The sequence below is a fragment of the Verrucomicrobiota bacterium genome, from assembly GCA_019247695.1.
Classification (GTDB): Bacteria; Verrucomicrobiota; Verrucomicrobiia; order Chthoniobacterales; family JAFAMB01; genus JAFBAP01.
The window spans coordinates 54,697-77,328 of the sequence record JAFBAP010000156.1; the positions used below are offsets into that span (position 1 = coordinate 54,697).

Consider the following 22,632-nt stretch of genomic DNA (forward strand, 5'->3'; position numbering starts at 1 on the left):
TTTGTTCTTGCCGCAATGTTGTGGGTCTTGACCCGGAATCCGTCACCACCCATCCGTGCGGAGCAGCCCGACGAGTTTTCGGCCTTGCGGGGCTTGGCTGAACGCACTGCCCGGCAGGTGCTGCCGGAGGCCGGTGTCACCCGGCAGAAGGTGGAGCTTACGGTACCCAAGGCGAGAATTGAGGATGAAACCAGCCGGGTAAAGACGCTGGCCGCCGGCTTTGGCGGCAGCGCCATCGCTTCCCCGCTTGGGGATGGCGGAGCTGACCTTTTGGTGCAGTTACCGGTCGAACGCAGCGCCGCCTTTCTGGCCGCCGTGGCGGGTCCCGCCGAACCACGCCTCCCGATGCCGGCATCAACCAGTGCAGACAAAGTATTTGTCGAAGTGATCCTGGAGGACGTGCCGGCCCCCGCGCTATGATTCTGGTCACCTTCGCTCTGCCTGCTGAAGGTCAACCTTTTGAGCGCCGGCTGCGTCGCCGGGTAGGAAGAGGCCCATGCCTCCGTGGTGAGTTGCATGGAACGCCGGTCGGCGTCGTCTACGTTGGGATAGGGTTCAAACAGCAGGATGCCCTTAAGCGTTGCCTTGACCAATGCAAGCCGCGTCTGGTCATCTGCTCGGGGTTTGCCGGCAGCCTGCGATCCTTGGTCCGGCCGGGGGATTTTCTCATTGCCCGCAACTTCTCAACGGTCGGGTCTATCCAACCCTACCTCGACCGGGCGGAGGCGGCCGGTGAATTTCTGAACGTGACTACGGTCACTTCGGCGGCGGCCAAAGCCGGGTTATCCGTCAGCGGATCCTTTCTGGCGATCGACATGGAGTCCGCCGAAGTCAGCCGTACCTGCGCGGCGCACGGCGTGCCCGTCCTGGTCGCTCGGATGATCTCGGATGCCGTCGACGAAGAGATTCCGGGCTTGTTCCTGGGCCGCCCCCTCCGGCACCCCCGGGAATTGGTTGAGGCCGTCCGTTTCGCCGCCCGGATGCTGTCGCTTCGCGCGCGTCTGGCCGGCCGGCTCAGCGAGTTGATCCGGCCATCCGCGTTCACGTTCGCGTCCGGCGATGGTCCTGTGCAGCCGGAAGGCCGATTATAAGAGGAGCTGCGCCGGGCCGGCAACTTCCGGCCGTACGCCACCCTCGGCACCGCCTTCCGGCGGCGCCGGCAACACGAGTGGCAGGATGCCTCGGAGCGCCTGTTGCAGATTCGTATAGACGCCGACGGCCAACGATTCGCGCAGCCGCCTGATCAGGCGGGCGGCGCCTTTGTGCGGTAAACTCCACAGGCCGACGAGGATGGTGGCCTCGGGCAGTGTAGTTCGCAGGAACCGGACCATATTGTCAACGGCCGGTGCTGATTTTACGTCGATCGAGGAAAGGAGGACGGTGGTCGCCTGAAGTTCCTTGAATCGTTCCTGCTTTTCGGCACGCAGCATTTTTCCCGAAAGCACGTGAGCGTTGACGCCTTCCCCCCGCAGCAAGACCTCGATCACTTGGCCCACGATCTCGTCGCCTTCCGTAATGAACGGCATGATCACCAAGGCCGGTGGTTCCGACGCAGCCTGTTCCAGGTTGGCTTCGGCCGGTCCACTTGGCAGGGGAGGCGCCAACTCGTCGATCAACTCGCGCATTTGCTGGTAAATCCGCGCCTTCACCTGCTTGGAAGCCGAGCCGGGGAAAAGCTCGTTTTCGATGGTGCGGATCATCGGCATCAGCACTTCTTCCGCCGTTTCCAAGGTCAGCCGCGCTCCGGTAATTTCGTGCAGGAGCGTCTTTGCCTCCGCGATCCTGTTCTCCGTGAGCAGGCGCACCAGCTTTACCTCCATGGCCGTCGGCGGTTCCGAAGCGAGCAGGATGCTGCAGAAGTGAAACGCTGGGAAATAACGCCCCAGGACAACCAGGCAAGCCGTTAACGGGGTGGCCAGCACCAAGCCGATCCCGCCCCAAAGCCAGGTCCAGAAGAGTGCCGCCGTGATAACCGCCAGGGGAGACATTCCCGTGCTGCCCCCTAATACGATGGGCTCAACCACATTGTTGGTAGACACCTCAAGGATGCAGTAAAGGCCCAGCGTCAGCACCGGCGTCATCCAACCCGTCGAAGTGGCAATCGACAGCAAAATGGGAAAAGCCGCCGAAATCCAGATACCCACGTAGGGCAAAAATCGCAGCGCCATCGTGAGCACCGCCCAAAGAACGGCGTTCGGGATTCCAAGAAAATAAAGCCCGATACCAACCGCCAGGGCGAAAACGCTGTTCACCTGGAGTTGCGCCCGGAGAAACCCGCTGAGACGGGTGCCGGCCTCATCCACGGCCAATGTGGTCATGGCGGTATGCGAATGGCCGACCAGCCGCAGGAATCGACGGCGGATCCGCTGGCGCTCCAGGAGCATGAACACGACGAGCAGCACGACGATGACGCCTTCAGTCACCGGGCCCACCAGAGGGGTCAGGCTGTTTCGCGCCAGCGCCAGGAGCCCCTCGCCGCTGCCAACAATCTGAACCTTCGTCGGCTGGCCCTGCTGCTGGGCGTCAGCGGCGGAGGCCGAGACCTTCCCAAGCTCGTTGACCAGGTCGCTCACGTTCTGCATCGCGACGCTGAACGGTCCGGGCGGCCCATGCTGGAGCGATTCCCAGCGGGCCACGATGTTGCTCCGGTATTTCGGGACCGAATTGATCAGGTCCAACGCCTGCGTGGACACGACCGCGCAGAGGACCCCGATGATGATGAAGGCAATGGCCACAACGCTCAACACGGCCACTACCCGCTTGAACCCGCGGCTTTCCAACCACGATACGGTCGGCGTCAGCAGCAGGCTGAGTAACCCTGCAAAAGCAACAGGCAACAGAAAATCTTTCGCCCAGGCAAGGGTCCCGAGGACGAGAAGGAAATACGCAAGGTGAATCAGCTTGCGCAGTTCCGAAGGAGTCTTGAATTCTACGGCTTCCGGCATAAAATGAGCTACTGCTCAGACGGGATTCCAATGTATAATAATCGATCCGGGTCGCGGTTTGGATCGTCGCCGGTCCCCTGGACGGTTGTCACGCGGCAGGCGCGGCGGCGAAAAGAGTCGCACGGCGGAAAGAAGAATTACAGGCTTGACATTCGCGACTCACCCCCAAGATCGACCCGGCACCCGGCTCAGTCCGACATCGCTCGATTTGCCGGTACCTCAACGGCAGCGCCTCTTACCTTAGGTTTGAGCTGACGCAGCGTAAATGCCAGGAAGAACGCGCCTAACATCAACACCGCCCCTGCCACAAAAGGCGTGTTGCCGTACTGAAAATGTGCCCGGCTATGGTCGGCCGCCAGCAAGAAGCCGCCCATGGCCGGCCCAAACACCCGGCCGAGGCTGCCCGCCGCCTGTAACGTCCCGAGCACCCGGCCCTGCACGGCGCCGGAAGCGCCTTTCGAGGCCAGCGCGTTCAGCGTCGGCGTAGACAAACTGTTGCCTGCAGCCAGGCCGATGCTGAAAAGCACAAAGAGCGGCAACGACGTGGCCAGGGGCATCAGGCCCATGCTCAGCGCCAGGAGAAAAAGACCGGTTACGGCGAGATTCAGATCGCCGTAGCGCTTGCTCAACCTTCCGATTGCACCGCCCTGGATCAGGGCACCGATCAGGCCGATCAGGACGAAGAGGTAACTGATCTGGCTTTGTTTCAGGCTGAACCGGCGGGCGCTCACCTGCGGGTAGATCATCGTCACCACGGCAAACCCGGCAATCGCAACGAAATAGGTGAGGGTCAGGATCGCCAGACGCCGGCCGCCCGCCGCGGCGAGAATGGCGCGCAGTCCGGTAGGGGCACGCTCGCTGGCGAGCAGGTGCCGTTCGGGTTCAGGCAGGAAGGCCAGGACTGCCGCACCGTTCAACAAGGCAATGACCGCGGCAAACCAGAAAGGCGCCACGGGCGACCATTGGCTCAGGATTCCCCCCAGGGCCGGGCCCAGCACGAAGCCGACGCCAAACGCCGCCCCGATCAAGCCCATGCGCCGGGACCGGTTCTCCGGGGGAGTAATGTCGGCGATGTAAGCCGAGGCGGTGCCCACGCTCGCTCCCGCCGCGCCGGCGATGATGCGCGCCAGGAACAGCATCCAGAGCGCACCGGCGCTGGCCATGAGAACGTAGCCGATCGCAGATCCCAGCAGGCTTCCGAACAACACGGGTCTGCGGCCAAACCGGTCGGAAAAGCTGCCCAGGAGAGGCGAAGCCAGAAACTGCATGAAGGAATAGGAGGCCAGCAGCAAACCAATCTGCCATTCGTTGGCCGCAAACTGCTGGGCATACAACGGCAGGATCGGGATGATCATCCCGAAGCCGATCAGGTCGATAAAGATAATGCCTAAAATGATGCCGAGAGGTGATTTCTTCATGCTACTTCAAGGTTCCGTGCGTAACACCAAGCCGGGACTGGACGCGGAGCTCACGCCAGAGTGCGTCACCGGCAATTTTTCCGGCCAGTAAACGGCGGTACTCACGGATCAAATCTCGCGTTTGGTCCCGGTCTTCCTCCAAACACTCAAGCCGGAACAAACGCAGGCCTGCCGCATGCAGCGAGGAGAAAAATGCAGCCCCGCTCTGCGCCTGGGCATTGAACACCGTATTCCGGCAACCGGCATCTGCAAGCACCGGGTGCTCAGCCCCGACGCGGTCACGCACTTTAAGCCGGTGCCGGTCACACGGCCGGCCGCAATCGGTGTAATCCTTGCCCTGCGAAAGGAACGCCGCAAAGACGCAGTGCTCCATATGAAACATGGGCATGTGCTGGTGCAGGGTGAGTTCGAAGCGCTCGGCCGGCCGGTAAGAAAGCAGGGTAAGCACCTGCACCAGGTTCAGATCGTAGGAAATCGTGAGCCGATCCAATCCTTGTGCGAGCAGAAATTCGGCCGTCAGCGGATTCGCCACGTTCAACGAAAAATCGCCGTGCAGCCTGAATCCTTTGTTCCGGAAAAACGTGATCGCCCCGAGGTTGCGCACCAGAACCCCGTGCGGCCCCGCGTTCTCAATCAACCGGAAAAATCCGGCTTCGCCCGGCTTCTGGATCCGCGGGGTCGCCAGAAAGAGGTCGCACCTTGACCCAAATTCCCGAACCGCGTCGCGGTACCGGCGAACATCCTCAAAATCGACGTACACGGTCGCCACCCCTTCGTTGCATGCGGACTCAACCTGTTCCCAGGTCCGGCAGAGAACACTAAGTTCCTCGGGCCCTTCCGCCGGTTGGCGCGGCCGCAGCAGGTCTGCGACGCTCCGGGGCGGGGGCTGGTCGTGCCGCGGTTGGTCCTGCAAAGCGGCGTCCTGATTGCGCACCGCTTCCGCCAATTGCGTCATGGCTTCACGGCGCAACTCATTCAACCATGAGGAAGGGGCAAACAAGTTCCCGCGCAGCTCGCTGCGTAGATCGCCGAGCCGGAACCCGGTGCCGCCGAGGCGGCCGAGCTGGTCCCGCAACCTTTCTGCCGTCAGCGGACTGCTGCGCGCTTCGGCCAGGGTAGCGGCGGAGGATACCGTGACCGGCGCCTGACCCGGTTTCGCATCCGCAACCCTCACCGTGAGGGTGAGCGGTTTTCCGGCCTCGCCCGTGACCAGCATGTCAACCGCCGGCTCCCCGGCCGGCTTATTGAAGTTGCGATCCGCCCCGAACGTCTGGCGCAACCGGCGATTCAAAACCGGATCATCGGTCTTCCAAACGCGGTTTCCCGGCTTGATCCGGCGGAAATCGATTTTGCCGTTGCCAAAATAAAGGCGCCGGCCGCGCACCACTTCAAACACGCGCCCGCCCTCCTCATGCTCCGTGTCTTCCGCGCCGCCGAACACAATGCCGTCCCCCGGTTTCACATCTGCAGGGGCGGACAATTCGACGTGATCCGGTCCGACGCGCGCCACCGTGCCGAGAAACGGGCCCCGTTTTTTCCCAAAGGTGCCGTCAACCAGGCTCTGGTGGTTCACCCCGTGCAGCCATCCGCTGAACAGGCCGCGCGAAAAGGTCATCTCGAGGGCGTACCGGTCCTGCCGGGATACCCGGGCAACGGGTTGTTCGTTGCCTAATCCCTCGTACGCACGGTCGATTGCACCCCGGTAGACCTGCGTGACCGCCGCCACGTACTCCGGCGATTTCAAACGGCCTTCGATTTTGAAGCTGGCCACCCCGAGCCGGATCAGCTCAGGCACTTCCTCGATCCCGGCGAGATCCTTCGGCGACAAGAGGTACTTTCGATCGCCCAAATCCACATTTTTTCCGTCCGCCATCAATTCGTAAGGCAGCCGGCAGGCCTGGGCGCATTCGCCGCGGTTGGCGCTGCGCTGGCCCAGCGACTCGCTCGTGAGGCATTGGCCGGAGTAGGCCACGCAAAGCGCTCCGTGAACAAAAACTTCCATCGGTACGCCGGCCGCCCGGAACCGCTGAAGTTCGCGCAACGAAAGCTCCCGCGCAAGGACCGCACGCCGGACGCCGAGCTCCTTGGCCAGTTCAAGACCTTCCGGAGACGTGATGGTCATCTGCGTCGATGCGTGCACCTCCAGGCCGGGCACGACCTCCTGTGCCAGGCGGGCGAGTCCCAGGTCCTGCACGATGATCGCATCCACTCCGGTCCCGGCCAGCAGCCGCAACTGCTGTTCCGCGTCGTGCAGTTCGTTTGTGAAAATCAGCGTGTTGAAGGTCACGAAACCGCGTACCCCGTGCCGGTGCAGGAACGCCATCAGTTCAGGCAGATCTTCCTCGGTAAAGTTATGCGCCCGAAGACGCGCGTTAAAACGCGTCAGGCCGAAGTAAATCGCGTCCGCCCCGTTCGCGACCGCTGCCCGGGCGCACTCCCAGTCACCGGCCGGGCTTAACAATTCAGGGCGCTGCAACATCCCGCCAAGTTATTCACCGCAGCCGCTAAGGCAACCCCGGCCAAGTGCCGGGTTCAGAACACCCAAAGAACGCAGAAGAGAGAAAACATCCACAGATTACGCAGATTAACACAGATTAAAGCACATGGCGGGCCCAACCGCTCCGAATCCCGAACCCCGAACTCCGAACTTTACCCGCCACCCGACACTCCTCCCCATTTGTGGCATTTTACCCGTGCGCACTCGCCTTACCATCACGCTCCTTTACATCATCCTGGCGCCACCCATTACCTTGCTTTGCCTGCGATTGGGCTCCTGGTGGGCCCTCCTGTTCCAATTCAGTTCACACCTGGTCCTTGTCCTGAACACCCTGATGCCTAAATGGCAGGGCTTCGGTCCGGTCTATACGCACTTCGGACCCCGGGGTGCCGAAGTCTGGATCACGATCGATGATGGACCGGACCCGACGACCACCCCGGACATGTTGAAGGTATTAGCCAGGCATTCCGCTCGAGCCACATTTTTCTTGATCGGCGAGAAGGTGCGGGCACACCCGGAACTGGTGCACCGGATCCTGGCGGCGGGCCATCAGATCGGCAACCACACCGAAACGCACCCGCAATTCCGTTTCTGGGGGCTTGGACCGTCCGCCTTGAAGAAAGAACTTATCGGTTTTGAGGAGGCCTGCGCCACGCTCGGCCTGCCGTGTCCGGCGCTGTTCCGGGCGCCGGTGGGGATGAAAAATCCGTTCCTCCATCCGCACCTGATCGCCCGAGGGTTGGTCCCGGTGGCGTGGACCCTCCGGGCGTATGACACTCGTCATCGAAACGCCTCCTTGATCCTGCGCCGTCTCGTCGGCGGAGTCCGTCCCGGCGCCATCCTTTTGCTCCATGAGGGGGTGGGGGAAACCGTGACCGCTCTGGACCAATTGCTGGCTTGGTTGTCGGAACAGAGCTATCGCACCGTGCTTCCATCTCTGGATCAACTTCGGACCAGGCCGGTCCCGCGGCATCAGCGGAGTGGCAGCGTCCAGGTTGATTCTTTTCGCGCCCCTCCCTTGAACCGGAACGCCGCTGGTCCAAACTCTCGTATGCAAAGCTTTTACGCGGCGCTTGCGGCCGCCCTGGAAGAGAGACTCGCCGTTATCGGCGACCAGACCCTGCGAACCCGGCAGCCGGAACTGCAAATCGAAAAATTGCAGGCGGTATCCGCCCGGATTGATGCCCTGAAGGCGCAGCTGCCGGCGGACGCCGATCCCATGTTGAGGCACTACCTGGACCGTATGAGCCTGAGCAAGGCCCTCGAGTTCATCCGCGAGCGCCACCTTGCCTCGCGCGGGTAGTTCCTGGCGATCCGTATGCAGATTGCGGTCCTGGCTGACATCCACGGAAATCTCCCGGCGTTGCTCGCGGTGCTGGACGACCTTGCCACCGTTGCGCCTGACCTCGTGATTGCGGCCGGCGATTTTCAAAACCGGGGCCCGCAGCCGCGTGAAGTCACGGAGCTGCTATTCTCGCGCGGATGGCCGATGTTGAGAGGTAATCACGAGGATTACGTCCTGCATCAGAGCGCCGGCATGGAGGTTCTCGATATTGCCGACCATTATAACTGGCTCCCGGCCCGCTGGACCGCGAGCGTCACCCGGTGCCGGTTGGACGCGATCCGCGCCCTGCCCATTGCCCTCGCCTTGAAGGGCCCGAACGGTGACTCGGTGGTTGTCGCCCATGGGTCGCCCCGATCCAATGCGGAAGGCTTTTTCCCGTCGACTTCGGACCGGGCCGCGCGCGAGATGTGCGGTGAGCCTCCGCCCGCCGTCCTTTGCTGCGGCCACACCCATTTCCCGCTCATCCGCCGGGTGGATTCAACCCTCGTTTTCAACGTCGGTTCGGTCGGCTTTCCTTTCGATGGTGACCAGCGTGCGGCCTACGGTGTCCTTTGTTTCCGTAACGGCAAATGGCACGCCGACCTTCGACGGGTACCGTACCCGGTTGATCAGGTGATCGGTTTCTTTCGTAAAGACGGCTTTTACGACAACGTCGGACCGCTGGGGCATATCATCCGGCGCGAACTCGAGAGCGCCCGTCCGCACCTCACCGCTTTTTACCAACTCTTCGGCCCGCTGCTCCGGGACCGGCGACTCACCATCTTTCAGGCCGTTGACGCCTACCTGGAAATGTCCCAGACGGCAATCGAGGAAGAATACCTGAAGATGCGCCGGAAACGAAGCTAACCTTCGAGATGTCGGGTCAAAATCAGCCTGATTTCCCCGGCCGCATACGGTTCTGGAAATCATTTATGATGCCCCTTTAAGAAAAACTCTATGGCAGAGCTTCTCGTTCTTGGGTCGGCTGCGGGCTATCCATGCCCGCGGACCGGGCACGCCTCTTATCTTCTCACGGCCGGTGGTCACCAGGTCCTGGTGGACGCGGGCGAACCCTGCAGCCGCACGCTCGCCGAGCACAACCTTTACCCGAGTACCCTCGACGCCGTGTTCATCACCCACGGGCACGCGGATCATACCGGCGGGCTACCGATGCTGCTGCAAACCGCCATTATCCTGGAACGCGACAAACCGCTGACGCTGGTTCTGCCGGAGGAACTGATCGAGCCCTTGCGGCACTGGCTGGAAGCAACCTACGCCGGGCCGTCCGTGTCCACGTTTCCGATGCAGTTTGTGGCTTGGGAGCAGCAACCGGTTTTCGAAGGGTTCGGTTTAACGGTCACGCCCAAACCTACCCGGCACCTCGAATACCTTCGCAAAAAGAGCACCCTTCCGCTGCACGCTTTCAGCCTCCGCATCACCGTAGAACAAGGGGTGGATCTCGTTTTTTCCGGCGACCTTGGCGGACCCGAGGACCTGGACAGCCAGTTAACGCAGCCGGTCGAGCTTCTGGTCTGCGAACTGGCCCATTTCGAACCGGAACGGCTATTGGAATACCTGGCCCAGAAACCGCGGATCAACCGGCTCGTCCTCACTCACATGGCTGAGCGGCTCGCGGGTCGGGGTAGCGAATTGGTCGCGCGCGCCCGGGATCTGCTCCCGCACACGTTGACCCTTGTGGCTGAGGACGGCCTGCGCCTGGGGCTTTAGCGTTAGCGCCAGGCCGGACACCGGATCCGGGGGCCGCCCTTCGTGTACCTCCTTCCCCTGCACGCGGACGCCAGGGGGAAAATCGCCGGCTGCAAGCTGGTACACTCGCGTATTATAAAGTTGGGATAAAGCCGTGACATCCCAGGTGCGTCATCGGTTCCCACCCTTAACCGACTGAGAGCAAAACATTGACATCCCTCCAGCGCCGAGGCACGCTCGCGCCCATGCCGGGGAAACCCTACCAGTCGAAGCTCAACCCGTACCTCCAGGAGATTCACCGGCTCCGCAGTCAGGCACCCCCGGTTTCGTACCAGGAAATTGCCCGTATCCTGCACGACAAACACGGTGTCGCGGTGAGCCCTAACGGGATCTTTTCCTTCGTCAAAGCCCGGTCCAGAAAGCGGGCCGTCTACACCATTTCCCCCGAGTTTATCGCCAATACGCCGGTTCCCGCCCCGCCGCGGTCCAAAGTTGAGGAACCGGAGCCGGTCCAGCGCGATGAACCGTCCGGTGGATCTTTCTTTGAAACGCCAACGTCGAAGCCCCGCCGAAAACCCAAGTACCACCTGAGCGAGGATTTCTAAGCTAAACTTCCATGAGCACCAAAAAGAAGAAACCTGAGGAAGAAAATGGAACGCCCACCCCCGGCGTACGCCACCGCATCGTGGCGCCGATTCAAGTCCGGGGCAACATCGGCAAATCGACTGAGGCGATCGTGCGCGGCGAATGGATGCGCGCACGCGGCATCGAATGGCAAGGATTCGATCTGGACCAGGACAATCGTACTTTCAGCGACACGTTTCCTGAAGAGGTTAAACGGGTCGAACTCTCCGCTGAACCGCACTCCGATCTCATTCGCATCCTGCGCTCCGGGACCCAGGCCAGGGTGACCACCATCGACCCGCGGGCACACCTCCAGTCGCTCATCCTGGAAACGTTGAAAATGCTGAGATTCCCGGAACTGGCCGCCGGTGAGGGATGCCGCCTGACGGTGCTCGTGTTCCCCATCGATGAACTCAGCGATATGGACGACATCGATCGTACCGTGGCTGAGTTGGGCGGTTCGGTCGATTGGGTCATCGTTCGCAATCCCCTCCTGCAGCGCCGGACCCGGATGTTTGACGGATCGGAGCTCGAAGCCGAACTGCTGCGGCTGGGTGCCGCTACCCTGACGTTACCCGCACTTTTGTCGGACACGCGCACTTACCTTCGCTCGAAAGAGGTCAAACTCGGCAGGGCCGTCAGCCCGGCCGAAGCGCTCAAGAACCCTGAAATCGACCTGCACATCACCCACCGCATGGTTCTGGAAGACTGGCTCCGGAAACTGTTCCGGCAGTACGACCTTGTTGCCGGACACTTCCTGCCGAGTGAAGAAGCGGGACGAATCACCGCTCCTGAGCCGGAGGAAGTTGCCACCGTGGCGAGCCGCCCGCAGAAGCGGGGTGCCAGGGTTAACCTCGCAAACATCGAGTAAATCCGACGATGACGCCGGTCGCTCTGCCGCGGCATCCGGCACCAAACCGGCGGTTAATCTCTCTTGCCCATGGCTGATGACGTCGTTCCACCGGACTACTGGCAGGCCGTCATCGCCGCGTTGCCGCCCGAGAAGCGGGATGCGGCTTGGCGCTTCTACGCCGAGCACGGGTTGGAGGTGGCGCACGAGGCGCGCGACACCCTCTCGGGCCTTCTGCTTTTGTTGGAGGCCAACGGATTGTTTATGGAGCGGTGCGCCCAAACCTTGCAGGAAAGCAGCGCCGCCCCGGCGCGCCTGTCGGAACTGAGCACGGGTTTGGCGAGGGTTGCGGATCGGCTTGATCGGCTTGACCATAATTTTCGGACCCAGGCACTCTCCGTTCACAGCGGAAATGCGGCCTCCGGGGTTCTCCGGGATCCCGCGGCGCCAGGTGCCGGTGGCCGGCGGCCCGCTGCGGAGGCCGTCGCAGGGCATCACCGCAAAACAGGGTGGGCAGGAAGATTCTGGGCAGCCGTACTCGTGATCATTATAGCGCTGGGAGCCGGCGCCTCCGGCTTTTTGGGCGGACGTCTTTGGGCGAAGCAGCGGCTGCACCAGGTCCGGGACCGCTACCGGGCGGTTGCACCGCTGCTCGATGATTTGAACGCACATGGGGGCTCGGTTCGAGCCGACCGGTTCACGCGGACCAAAGGCGGTTTGCCGGACTGGATCATCGTTGTGAATCCGGGAGAACATCGCAAAGTTGTGAATCCCGCCGTCGAGAGCAACGGTACCGGGGTGATTACGATCAGCCCCTGAGCACAGCCATAAGCCGTCATCCCTGAAAATGGCGGCCCGACGCACAACAGACCGAAGACGCCGGCAAATTCAAACAAACCACCCGTCTCGCATCAGGAATGCAGCGGCTCAGCCTTTCCCGAACCGTAGTACCTGAATCGTGGTTAAGGGCACGCAACGGAGGGTTGAGGTGCGTAGGTCAGACGTGGAAACGGTTACGTGCAAAACCTTCTACGAGTTGTCGGCGAACGATTCTGAGCGGGTACATTGTCTGATTGAGATTGAGCATCCGGCTGCCATTGATACGGGGCTTTGTTGGTTGCAGGCGACGGCGCGCGCCTGCGAACTCCTGCACCGGATGCCGAACGCGGGCGAGTTACGGTTGATCAGCGCGACGCAGGCACGGGCGCTCGCAAAGCCTGGGACCCGCCAGCGGCGGCCCGGATCCCGGCTGGCCGGAGACCATAAATCTGGTGGACGCAGGCCAAGAACGAAAAAGGTTGTTTCCGCCGGGAGCCAAACGCTCGAGGCCCGGCTTGCGACCGTCCTGGAATCGGCTGCAAAGGCCCGGGCCGCGAGCCGGGAGTTGCAACTGAAAAATGCGGGGATTCGTCACACCAGCCGGCGGCTTCGTCGAGCGGTGCTCGATACCTGGTACGTCTCCGAGTCGCTGCGCCACCTCCGCGCCAGGGCTTCGCACGTGGCTGCGTCCTAGCGACGAAGTTCAATGTTCCAGGGCGCTGATCATCGCGGCGCCGGTGGCCCGTTATGCCGCAAGACAACCACGGCGGAGGCAGGAATCATCCGCAGAACACGCAGAAGGACGCAGAAAAGAGACAAAATATCCACAGATTACGCGGATTACACAGATTCAAGGCATCCTAACCCTAACCGCGTAAGGTACGGATGCCTTTGCGTGTTCTGCGGATGATTCCTGTCTTCCCGCCGTGTTCGCCGTAACATTGGATCCAGTTATCGGACGTCTCCGAACTCCGAACGCCAAACTCCGAACTCTTCCTCTTCCCGCCGTGTTCGCCGTGGCCCGCCGTGTTCGCCATATGAACTCTTACGTCGTGCCCGCCCAACCCGCTGTGCCCGCCGTGTGACCCGACACCCGACACCCGACACTCTCCATCTCCATTTGTGGCATTTTCTCTTATGCGTTCATTTCTTGTGATCTGTGCGTTTTGGTTCGGCTGCACGCTGGCCGGTATGGCCTCGGCCGATTTCAACGGGACCTGGGTGGTCGATCTCACGGCCTCGGATTCTCCAGAGCCGATTCTCAAGCGCCTGGGCGCATCGTGGTTCCAGCGGAGACTGGCCACCTCCCTGAAAGTCGAGGCAACTTACCGCCAGACCAAAGACCGGCTCACCATCCTGACCCGAGCGCCGGCATTTTCGCGAACGGAAGAATTCTGGCTGGATGGACGGCCGGTGACGAAGAAGGAATCGCTTACGGGACCCTATACGGAACGGACCTTCTGGTCCGCTGACGGCGCCCGGTTAATCTCGATCAGCGCCTTTCGAACCAAGGACGGTAAAGACGCAAGGCTCCGGGTCGCGCGCCAACTGGCTGATAAGGGCGGCACCTTGCTCCTCGGTGAGACCCTGGACGTAGCCGGCGAACCGCCGCAACCGGTCGTGCGGCGGATTTGGCACCGGAAAGGCGCTGCGGACTGACTGAGCCGGCGACGATTCGATTTGGGGCCGGCCCGGTTTTGTTCCGCCTGCCGCCGCTTCGCAAGCCAGGGAGCGATCAGTCCGCCGAGACGAGCGTCCGCAGGCCTCTCAGCGGCGAGAAGCATGCCAGGAGACAACCAGCCGCCCAGCCGCAAGCCACCAGCACCAAGGTGGTGCGAATACCTATGCAGCCTCCCAGCCACCCCCCAAACAAAGCGCCGAATGGCATCACGCCGGTCACGCAAAATCGAAATGCGCCATTCATTTTGCCGAGCATTCGCTTTGGCGTCAGCGTCTGGCGGATCGTCCAGGCGTAGACGGTAATGGCCGATCCGGCTACACTCAGCACAAAATAGGCGCCGGTTAACAAAATCATGCCGGGCAGGTTTCCGTCGTGCGCCGCGGGAAAGCAGAAGGCGGCTAACGATGAGAGCAGGCAGGTAACGATCACGAGCGGACCCGGGCCGATGATAGGCCCGACTCGTTGTGCGGCCAATGCTCCGGTGATCGCGCCCAATCCTCCCAGACTGACAATGACGCCGAACAGCCCGGGGCGGATGCCTAACTCGCGAGTTACAAAAAGCACGAGCACTGCCATGACCGCATTCATAAAGAAATTTTGAAGACTCAGAAGCCAGAGTAAGGCGCGAATGTGAGTCTGTTTGGTCACGAAGCGGAATCCTTCCACGATCTGGCTGATCATCAGGTGATGAGGAGTGAACCGCTTCTCCTCACGGTGATCAATCTGAAGGATGCTGAATGCGCATAATAGGTAGGTGAATGAGTCGATGAGAACGGCGGCCGGTGCGCCCAGGATCTCAACCAGTACACCGGCAAAACCCGGCCCGGCCGATTGGCCGAGCGAATATGACAACATGATCTTTGCGTTCGCGCCGACTAATTGGTCCCGGTTCACGATCTCCGGAACGTACGTCTGGTAGGACATCTCAAAGATGGTCTTGAGCGATCCCATCGCAAACATCAGGAAATACAAGGCTTCCAAACGCAAAAAACCCGCCAGCGCCGCGATTGGTACCAAGGTAAGCACGGCGCTTTGTACGACGTTCGTGGAAATCATCAGCAGCCGGCGGATGCCGAAATCGGCCCAGACGCCGGCCGGCAGCGTGAAAATCAGGAAGGGGGCAAACTCCGCGGCCCGAAGTAAGCCCATCTGCGCAGGGTTCGCATGCAGCGTCATCGCTGCAAGCAGCGGGATGGCGAAAGCGGTAACCTGTGAGCCTAATGTGGAAACCGTTTGACCTAACCAGAAACAACCGAAAGCGCGGTTCAGGTAAAACGGCGGGCGTGGCGGGGGGAGGGAAGGCGCAACGGGAGCTTCAAGCAGTCTCACCTTGCGCGGCACCCTCCTGGTTTGGAGCTTGAAACGGCCGCTCAACGCTGGCTCGCCCGGAAATCCCTGTCATCTTGTGAGTTAAAAGGTTCAATGTGCGGATATTCTGTTTTTCATGTCCGGATATGACAACCTGACGCCGGTACCGGGCCTGCCCCTAAAGGCGACCAACAAGGATCTCGCCCGTCGCGCCGCATACAGCAGCGCGACCAAAAGAAAGATCCGGAAACGCGCCACCCGACATCCTCTATTTGTGGCATTTTTCCGCTTGTGCCATTTGTGGCATTTTACTAGGCTGCCGCCCGGACGGCGGGTTTGCGGGGCGCCGCGAGTTCGGCCCTTAGCCGCATCAGCAGTATCCCAAGGCGATTTCGTCCGGACCGGTCGGGACCGGCCCCCCATTGGGCGTCGTCCGGCGAATCGTTGATAAGCTGGGCATCGCCCGTCAGGATCAACTGGCCGGCCAGGTGCGGATGCTGGGTGAATTTGGCCCGCAGCGCCCGGTACATGATGGCCTCCCTCACGTCGTGCCAGTCCGCACGCAACGGCAAGCAAGGGTTTCGCCCCAGCTCAACCGCCCGCCGGGCCGTGACGGCACGCCGGATGATCTCCTGGAGATCAAACTCAAGGAACTTCTGAGCCTGATAATAATGTTCTACGGTCGGCCAACGACGGTCATCCAGTTCGATCGGGTGATCGGACGCATTACAAAGCATGCCGTGAGGACACGCGAGGTCGTTCCGGAAAAAGATTCGTTGCATTTTAAAGGTTGATCAGGTGGTTCGGGACCGCAGTACCCATGAAACCAGCGACGCAATCGCGGAAGAATTAAGCCTCTTTGCACATTGCCAGAAACTTAACGCCGTCTTCAGATTGATCCGGACGTCCGCGGAAGCGCACGGCAAACGTTCCATTCGCCTTGAGCAAAGAGAACAGAACCGCCGCCTTAAATAGATTTCGAAACAGGTTCCATGCCGCATCCCTCTTGGCTCCCCCGAAAACCTGCGCGGCCTTATGCGACCGCGCTTCCGGCCGGAGCCCAGAAGCCGCACGCTTGAACGATTTGAATCGCTTACAACGTAACCCCATTATAATGCCGGGCAGCCAATCTGTCCAGTCTTGCAGCCCCGTAAACAAAGTGACATGAAAAACGTTGCGCGCGGTCCTGCCGTTCAGAGTCCGTCCACCAAAGCCGCCATTCTGCCGAAGCCAAGCGGCTCAACCGGCTGGTTTAGAGGAAACGGCTTCCTGCTTGGGTTGGGCGTAGCCGTCGTCCTTGGATTCGTCTTTCCGCAGGGGGGCGCCCGGAACGGGGTATTGCACCCGGAACTTGTCGGTGATTCGGGCATCGCGCTGATCCTGTTCCTGCAAGGGCTCTCGATTCCCCTAAACAAGATGCGCACCGGCGCCGGCAACTGGCGGCTGCATGCGACCATTCAAACCTTCACATTCATCGTGTTCCCGCTGGTCGGTCTGGCCTTCGCCGCCGTCATACCTCGGATGTGGCCCGATGAACCGCCCCCGATCCGCGCGGGTATGCTCTACCTTTGCGTGCTGCCCTCGACCGTGTCGACCTCGGTTGTGCTGACCGCCGTAGCGGGAGGTAACGTGGCCGGTGCGATCTTCAGTGCAGCCTTTTCAAACATCATCGGCGTCGTCCTGACCCCGGTCTGCGTGCAGTTCCTGATGTCCACCACCGGTCAGCATGGGCACTTCGGCGCCTTGCTGGGCCAAATCCTCCTGCTTACCCTGGTGCCCTTCACCATCGGCATGCTGGTGCGCCCCTTCGTCTGGCAATTTGTCGACGCGAACAAGCGTTGGGTTAACTGGATCAGCAATGCCGTGATCCTGTTTATCGTCTACAGCGCGTTCTCCGACTCCGTCCAAAACCGGATCTGGCAAAAGTTCGGCTACGGGCTGACGCTCGGCGTCCTGGCCATGATCATCGCGCTCTACGTTACCATTTCCTGTTTGGTCCAGTTGGCGAGTCACTGGCTGAAACTCAATCGTGAGGATTTCATCGCGGCTTACTTCTGTTCCGTGAAAAAAACGCTCGCCATGGGAGTGCCGCTGGCGATCCTCATCTTCGGGACTCGCGCCGACCTGAGCCTGATCCTTTTGCCGATCATGTTTTATCACCCGTTCCAGCTTCTGGTGAACGGTATCCTGGCAAATCGTTGGGCCGGACAGACGGCGCCCCGATAATTGCCCGGCGTCGGGGAACTTGCGAACCTACTTGCGAAACGGCGCCATGCTGTCAAGCTTGGTGTAGGACACGGGAAAGTCTTTCGTAAAATGCAGGGAACCAAAAAGAAATCACGCATGGTCCTGTCGGAAACTATCAGGACCGCATTGCCCGCCCTGGGGATCATCGCAGTTGGCATCTGGACGCAGTTTTCCAGGGTTCCTGACCCGCAACCAGCGCCGGACCCGGCTGTTTCTGATACCTTTGAGACCTTTAACGCCTTGGCGCCCGCCGTGGCCGTGGAACCAGGGGATCCACCCGATAACGACGCGGCTCCCACTGTGCCGGACTTCTCGCCGGCTTCGCCCGATGCAGATAACGTCTGAGCGGAGCGGGCCCAGAAAAAGTTCTGAATTTACCGCCGCGGCAAGAGCGCCTGGAAGAGGCTTGGTTGGATTTGCTGAAGGGGCGGCAGCAAATACGAGCGACACCTTCCCTGCCGGCCCTTCAGACCTCCGACGAGGAAGAGGACCGCTTCCCAGGGATATAAACCCTGGGCTGAGTCCTGCCGCTTCTTCGGCGCTAAAATCGGTTCACCCGCGCAACGAGCCGCTCAACCAACTCGAAAACGGGTGTAAGGACGGCCGCCGGTGCATAGGTGTTAGGAGCCATCGATAAAGATAAAGGTAATTGAGAGTAGATCCCGCCGGTTTCTCGAAAACCCGCTTTCTCTCGTCCTCTCAGCATCCCAGGCCGGTTGTACCTAACCGGTTCACCTTCCAGAATGCCCGGAGAACTACCTCTTTCCTCGGGAATTGTCCTACCTTATCAATAGGATTTAGGGCTGCCAGCCGGCCCCCGATACTACGCATTTATCCCGCGAACAGCTTTCGTTTTCCGCGCGGCATCCGCGGCGCGCCAGAGGTACCATGCAGCCGTCGTGCGATGCGGGCGCCAGCGTTCCCCCAGCAGATGCAACTCTTTTGCGGAAGGCAGTGCCGGCAAATCGTACGCGATCCGGTAACCGTTGCGTACCCCGAAGTCGTCCACGGGCCATACATCGGCGCGGCCAAGTTTAAAAATCAGCATCATCTCGACCGTCCACCGGCCCACCCCGCGTACCTGCGTGAGGCGCGCGATGATCTCGTCGTCCGTCATTCGCGCGATCGCACGAGAACTCGGGACGACGCCGGCAACGGTCTTTTCGGCGATATCTCGCAACGCGGCGATCTTCGCCCGGGAAAAGCCGGCCCCACGCAGCGCCTCATCGGAAATCGCGGCAAGGTCCGCCGGACCCGGAAAACGCTTTCCCGGAAAAAGCGCTCGGAACCGGCCCAGGATGCTCTCGGCCGCCGTACCGTTCAATTGCTGATGAGCGACGGCGCGCACCAGCGATTCGAAGGGTGAACGGCGCGGGTCGGCCACGAGCCTGCAGTCGCCGTGTTCGCGGATCAGGCGATCCATGGTGCTGCACTGGCTTGAAAGGTGTCGCAGGGCGTCAGGAGTCATTTTTTATCATCATAAACCCGGCCGGATACCCGTGCCGCTGCGTCCGCGCAAAAAACCAATCCTCAAATCGCAGAATTGATTTGCAACAACTCAATCTATAAAATTTATGGTGCTGGTGCAACTCCTCCCGATTTCCTTCGTCTCACCCAAAAGCATTATTGTTCTACCTCCCGCTTTCTGATGTCGTGCCGTGTGCAGGCGGATGAAGTTTATCGGCCTGTTCATCGGAGGTAAGCACTGCCCGTTTGGCGGGGGACGTTCGCCGCGTCGCCTGATTACCCGATTGTCCATGCCTGACTGCCTGAGCGCCTGATCGCCTCACTAATTACTATCACCATCACCATCGCCACGAGAACTTCGCGTTCTGCATGACCATGAGGCCGTCGCAACTCCAAGACCTCGACCGTTTATCAGAATCGCTGCATGACTTGTACTCACCGGTGAGCGCAGCGGAATTTCCGGAACGTTTGTTCCGCCTTCTGCGCAGGTTTATCGCCTGCGACTATTGCTCCTACAGCGAACAGGTTGGTGCGCAGACGCAGCGCATGGCGACCTGTCCGGCCTGCATGGACGAGATCAAACTCGAGATCTTTAACCGCTACCTTCATCAACACCCGTCGCTGCGGGCCGTCCGGGCCACGGGCACCCAGGCAGCCGTGAAGATCTCCGATTTTGTCACCCTGACCGAATGGCGCCGGACTGACCTGTACGATGCGATTTTCCGGCCCGAGCAACAGGACTACGAGCTTGCCTACATTGATCTTTGCGAGCTGCCGAACCTGGTCATTACCCTTAGCCGGTCCCAAGGCGACTTTTCCGAGAGGGACCGCGCGATGCTCAACCTTCTTCGCCCGCACCTGGTGCAGGCGTACCGGCTCAACAAGCTGCTGACGCACTTCAACGAGGCCAGCGAAGACAGCGGCCGGGGCTACCTTATCGTTGACTCGAAATTCCGGATTCGTTTCGCCACCCGCCGGGCCTTGGCCTGGTTGCGCGAATATTTTGGGGAAGAAGTGCTTGCCGGTGCGCCGGGCAAGCTCCAGGAGTTCCTGCGCGCCATTCGTGCCCCTTTGGCGCAAAAGCCCGTTCCTTCTCTGGCCGTGCCGGCCGAGTTTTCCATTCAGCGCGGCGCCAAGCGGTTGGTGGTGCACCCGCTGCCGGCGCTGCGCACCGACGAGCATCGGGTCTTTCTCAGCGAATCCGTGCAGAGCTGGGATGCACGTCCCCTGGAGACCCTCGGTCTTACCCGGCGCGAAGCTGAAGTCCTGCTCTGGGTGGCGCAGGGAAAGAGCAACGCCGCCATCGCCAGCATCCTCGACATCCAGGAGCGCACCGCCTGCAAGCACATGGAAAACATCCTGGCCAAGCTCTACGTGGAAAATCGTACCGCCGCCGCTCAGCGCGCCATGGAAGTGTTGCGTTAGTCGCACCCGCCCCCCCGCTACTCGTTACTCGTTACCCGACACCCGACACCCGGCACCCGGCACCCGACACCCGACACTCGCCACTCAAATAGGGTGGACACCTCAGTCCGCCACCGGCATGCTGGCGGGTGACGATCGACCCTGACGCGGCCAAGCCGCCCGTGCAGCCCACGGTTCTCGCCATCTTCCTGGCCGCCCTGTCGATGCTCGGGCCCTTCTCGATCGACACCATCTTTCCGGCTTTTCCCCCGATCGGGCGTGAATTTGGGGCGGACCCGGTGGCAATGCAGCAGACCGTAAGCGTTTACCTGATTTCCTATGCCGTCATGAGCCTATTTCTGGGCCCTTGGTCTGACGCGCAGGGCCGCAAGCCCGTCATCCTGGCAGGAACCTTTTTGTACGCCGTCAGTTCCGCTGCCGCCGCCTTGAGCGTGTCCCTGCCGATGCTCCTGGTGTGCCGGGCGTTGCAGGGGCTGAGTGCCGGTGCAGGCATGGTGGTTGGCCGCGCCATCATCCGCGATCTCCTTCACGGCGCGGACGCTCAGCGGTTGATGTCCCAGATAACGATGATTTTTGGGATCGCACCGGCGATCGCGCCCGTCGCCGGCGCGTTTCTGCTCCGGGCGGGAGGGTGGCGCGGCATCTTCTGGTCCTTGGCCATTTTCGCCACCTTGCTTGCCCTGGTGAGCGCCTGGTGGTTGCGCGAATCCCATCCGATCTCGCAGCGCCACCCGTTTGCCCCTGAAACCCTGCTTCAGACCTACCGGCGCATCGGGTTGGAGCCGCGCTTTTGCGCCTTGGCCCTTACCGCGGCCATGAACTTCGGGGCCTTGTTCCTTTACATCGCCTCGGCGCCGGCTTTCGTGCTTGGTTTGCTCCGGCTCGGCCCCACCGGATTTCCCTGGCTTTTTGTGCCCCTGATTACCGGTCTTACCGGAGGCGCATGGGTTTCCGGCAGACTCGCCGGGCGGTTCTCCGCCTGGCAGGCCATCAACCTCGGCTTCCTGTGCATCGCGTCAGCTTGCGGCCTCAACCTCCTCTGTTGCGCAATTTTCCCGGTGCCCGTCCTGCCTTGGTCGGTGTTGCCGATGGCCCTGCAGGCGTTCGGAGTCTCTGTCTCGCTGCCGTCCCTAACGTTGCTGGCCCTCGATTGTTTTCCGGCGCAACGGGGGGCCGCGTCTTCCGTCCAGGCGTTCTGCAGCCTTACGGCCAACGCCCTCATCGCAGGCGCGCTGTCGCCCTTCCTCTCGAGCCGCGCCTCACGGCTGGCGCTCGGGATGACAGGCCTCAGCGCGGTCGCCCTGATCGGCTGGTGGTTTTACGCCGCCAAAGCCGCGCCTGAAATCCAGGGGGCAAAGGCCGGTGATCAGGCGCTCGACCTGGAAGTCGAACCGCCGCTTTGATCTGACATCCGCGCCGGCGGGCGCCGAACCGGAGCTTGCTCCTGGGCGTTACGCAGGAACGGCTCCGCTGGCGGCCGGGATATTGCCCACGGACCCGCGCCGCAACAAGAGAAGGGGGGAATTTATCGGCGTTAGAGTGCTCTGCAGACCGAAGGATGCCGCAACGTCGCCGGCTTCGCGGTCAGCTTGCTGGGCCTGAACCCGGCGTCCTGAAGTCCGGCTTGTTCCCCAGGACAAAAGAACTCTACCGGAACCTTATCCCCGCGACTGACGGGCATACCCAGCCGTAGAGTCACTTTGAACCTGCGCGCCGCCCCGCGCTCCGGCCGGTCTAGCGGGTGCGCATTTCGGGAGGCACACCCGGGCTGAGATCTGAAATCTAATGGTGAACCCTTATCAAAGCTTAAGGAATCACAAGCGGTGTGCCTGGCGAATAAAGGCCATCCTTGTACCGTCGATCTCTACTAAATCTATGAGGCGAACATTACTTTTCGCGTTAACTGCGGTCGCGCTTCCTGTTTCTCTGTCCTCGACGGGTAAGGCGCAGGTGGTCGAAGTCGGGCCGGGGCCGGTTATCGTTCACCGGCATTACCATCACCATGACTGGGAGCGGCGCCGGTACTGGCGTGAACGGCATTGGCGTGAACACCGTTACTGGCGCCATCATCACCACGACTGGGATTAAGGAGTTCTGGTCGAGTCCGGATTTGACAGTGGAAGCCTCACGAATGCCCCGGTTTGACCGGGGCATTTTGCTGTTGTTTTTGGTTACCCGATAGTACCCGGGGCGGCTTGGTTTGGGGGAGGGACGCTGCATTGCGCTTGGCAAATTGCCGCCTTATGGCATTCTCTCGTTCCTGCCTGGTTGCACCCGTAGCTCAATCGGATAGAGCATCTGACTTCGGATCAGAAGGCTG

21 protein-coding genes are annotated in these 22,632 nt (G+C 61.2%); 15 read left to right on the plus strand and 6 right to left on the minus strand.

Features of this window, described 5'->3' with window-relative positions; all coding sequences use genetic code 11:
* The first annotated feature begins 15 nt into the window (after positions 1 to 15).
* Together JO015_18335 and JO015_18340 are read left to right on the plus strand one after the other, a co-directional pair.
* On the plus strand, positions 16 to 420 hold the full coding sequence (locus tag JO015_18335) for a hypothetical protein (GenBank protein ID MBW0001056.1): 405 nt from the start codon (positions 16 to 18) through the stop codon (positions 418 to 420).
* Complete coding sequence (locus JO015_18340) at positions 417 to 1,091, plus strand: hypothetical protein (protein ID MBW0001057.1); 675 nt, start codon at positions 417 to 419, stop codon at positions 1,089 to 1,091. The genes JO015_18335 and JO015_18340 overlap by 4 nt, the downstream gene beginning before the upstream one ends.
* Here the strand turns inward: JO015_18340 and JO015_18345 are convergent.
* From JO015_18345 to JO015_18355, 3 genes are all read right to left on the minus strand, one after another.
* Positions 1,086 to 2,945: an AI-2E family transporter gene (locus JO015_18345; GenBank protein MBW0001058.1), complete on the minus strand. Its 1,860-nt coding sequence runs from the start codon at positions 2,943 to 2,945 to the stop codon at positions 1,086 to 1,088. The two genes, JO015_18340 and JO015_18345, sit on opposite strands and share 6 nt — an antisense overlap.
* A 188-nt stretch (positions 2,946 to 3,133) precedes the next feature.
* On the minus strand, positions 3,134 to 4,363 hold the full coding sequence (locus tag JO015_18350) for an MFS transporter (GenBank protein MBW0001059.1): 1,230 nt from the start codon (positions 4,361 to 4,363) through the stop codon (positions 3,134 to 3,136).
* 1 nt (position 4,364) lies between these two features.
* Positions 4,365 to 6,842, minus strand: a complete 2,478-nt coding sequence (locus tag JO015_18355; protein ID MBW0001060.1) for a U32 family peptidase — start codon at positions 6,840 to 6,842, stop codon at positions 4,365 to 4,367.
* Between the two features lie 214 nt (positions 6,843 to 7,056).
* On the opposite strand from JO015_18355, the gene JO015_18360 reads away from it, so the two are divergent.
* The 8 genes from JO015_18360 (at position 7,057) to JO015_18395 (ending at position 13,843) form a co-directional block, all read left to right on the plus strand.
* Positions 7,057 to 8,163, plus strand: a complete 1,107-nt coding sequence (locus JO015_18360) for a polysaccharide deacetylase family protein (protein MBW0001061.1) — start codon at positions 7,057 to 7,059, stop codon at positions 8,161 to 8,163.
* A gap of 15 nt (positions 8,164 to 8,178) precedes the next feature.
* Positions 8,179 to 9,051 (plus strand): metallophosphoesterase family protein, encoded by an 873-nt coding sequence (locus JO015_18365; GenBank protein MBW0001062.1) that lies wholly within the window; start codon positions 8,179 to 8,181, stop codon positions 9,049 to 9,051.
* A 90-nt stretch (positions 9,052 to 9,141) separates the two neighbouring features.
* Positions 9,142 to 9,912, plus strand: a complete 771-nt coding sequence (locus tag JO015_18370) for an MBL fold metallo-hydrolase (GenBank protein ID MBW0001063.1) — start codon at positions 9,142 to 9,144, stop codon at positions 9,910 to 9,912.
* A 224-nt stretch (positions 9,913 to 10,136) separates the two neighbouring features.
* Complete coding sequence (locus tag JO015_18375) at positions 10,137 to 10,496, plus strand: hypothetical protein (GenBank protein MBW0001064.1); 360 nt, start codon at positions 10,137 to 10,139, stop codon at positions 10,494 to 10,496.
* A gap of 11 nt (positions 10,497 to 10,507) precedes the next feature.
* Positions 10,508 to 11,386 carry an ATPase gene (locus JO015_18380; protein MBW0001065.1) on the plus strand — a complete coding sequence of 293 codons (879 nt, stop codon included), beginning with the start codon at positions 10,508 to 10,510 and terminating at the stop codon, positions 11,384 to 11,386.
* A gap of 69 nt (positions 11,387 to 11,455) precedes the next feature.
* Complete coding sequence (locus JO015_18385) at positions 11,456 to 12,184, plus strand: hypothetical protein (GenBank protein ID MBW0001066.1); 729 nt, start codon at positions 11,456 to 11,458, stop codon at positions 12,182 to 12,184.
* 184 nt (positions 12,185 to 12,368) lie between these two features.
* On the plus strand, positions 12,369 to 12,878 hold the full coding sequence (locus JO015_18390) for a hypothetical protein (GenBank protein ID MBW0001067.1): 510 nt from the start codon (positions 12,369 to 12,371) through the stop codon (positions 12,876 to 12,878).
* 443 nt (positions 12,879 to 13,321) lie between these two features.
* Positions 13,322 to 13,843 carry a hypothetical protein gene (locus JO015_18395; GenBank protein ID MBW0001068.1) on the plus strand — a complete coding sequence of 174 codons (522 nt, stop codon included), beginning with the start codon at positions 13,322 to 13,324 and terminating at the stop codon, positions 13,841 to 13,843.
* Positions 13,844 to 13,919: 76 nt separating this feature from the next.
* Here the strand turns inward: JO015_18395 and JO015_18400 are convergent, their stop codons facing one another.
* Positions 13,920 to 15,194 (minus strand): MFS transporter, encoded by a 1,275-nt coding sequence (locus tag JO015_18400; protein MBW0001069.1) that lies wholly within the window; start codon positions 15,192 to 15,194, stop codon positions 13,920 to 13,922.
* A 290-nt stretch (positions 15,195 to 15,484) separates the two neighbouring features.
* Positions 15,485 to 15,955, minus strand: coding sequence for an NADAR family protein (locus JO015_18405; GenBank protein ID MBW0001070.1), 471 nt, complete (start codon positions 15,953 to 15,955; stop codon positions 15,485 to 15,487).
* Between the two features lie 382 nt (positions 15,956 to 16,337).
* Between JO015_18405 and JO015_18410 the strand changes: the two genes are divergently transcribed.
* Positions 16,338 to 17,399 carry a bile acid:sodium symporter gene (locus JO015_18410; GenBank protein MBW0001071.1) on the plus strand — a complete coding sequence of 354 codons (1,062 nt, stop codon included), beginning with the start codon at positions 16,338 to 16,340 and terminating at the stop codon, positions 17,397 to 17,399.
* Between the two features lie 117 nt (positions 17,400 to 17,516).
* Positions 17,517 to 17,765, plus strand: coding sequence for a hypothetical protein (locus JO015_18415; protein ID MBW0001072.1), 249 nt, complete (start codon positions 17,517 to 17,519; stop codon positions 17,763 to 17,765).
* Between the two features lie 478 nt (positions 17,766 to 18,243).
* Here the strand turns inward: JO015_18415 and JO015_18420 are convergent, their stop codons facing one another.
* Positions 18,244 to 18,888 (minus strand): DNA-3-methyladenine glycosylase 2 family protein, encoded by a 645-nt coding sequence (locus tag JO015_18420; protein MBW0001073.1) that lies wholly within the window; start codon positions 18,886 to 18,888, stop codon positions 18,244 to 18,246.
* Positions 18,889 to 19,262: 374 nt separating this feature from the next.
* Between JO015_18420 and JO015_18425 the strand changes: the two genes are divergently transcribed.
* The 3 genes from JO015_18425 to JO015_18435 all read left to right on the plus strand — a co-directional run bounded on the left by JO015_18425 (position 19,263) and on the right by JO015_18435 (position 22,400).
* On the plus strand, positions 19,263 to 20,312 hold the full coding sequence (locus tag JO015_18425) for a hypothetical protein (protein ID MBW0001074.1): 1,050 nt from the start codon (positions 19,263 to 19,265) through the stop codon (positions 20,310 to 20,312).
* Between the two features lie 203 nt (positions 20,313 to 20,515).
* Positions 20,516 to 21,715, plus strand: a complete 1,200-nt coding sequence (locus JO015_18430; GenBank protein MBW0001075.1) for a multidrug effflux MFS transporter — start codon at positions 20,516 to 20,518, stop codon at positions 21,713 to 21,715.
* A gap of 472 nt (positions 21,716 to 22,187) precedes the next feature.
* Positions 22,188 to 22,400, plus strand: coding sequence for a hypothetical protein (locus JO015_18435; protein ID MBW0001076.1), 213 nt, complete (start codon positions 22,188 to 22,190; stop codon positions 22,398 to 22,400).
* Positions 22,401 to 22,632: the final 232 nt, after the last annotated feature.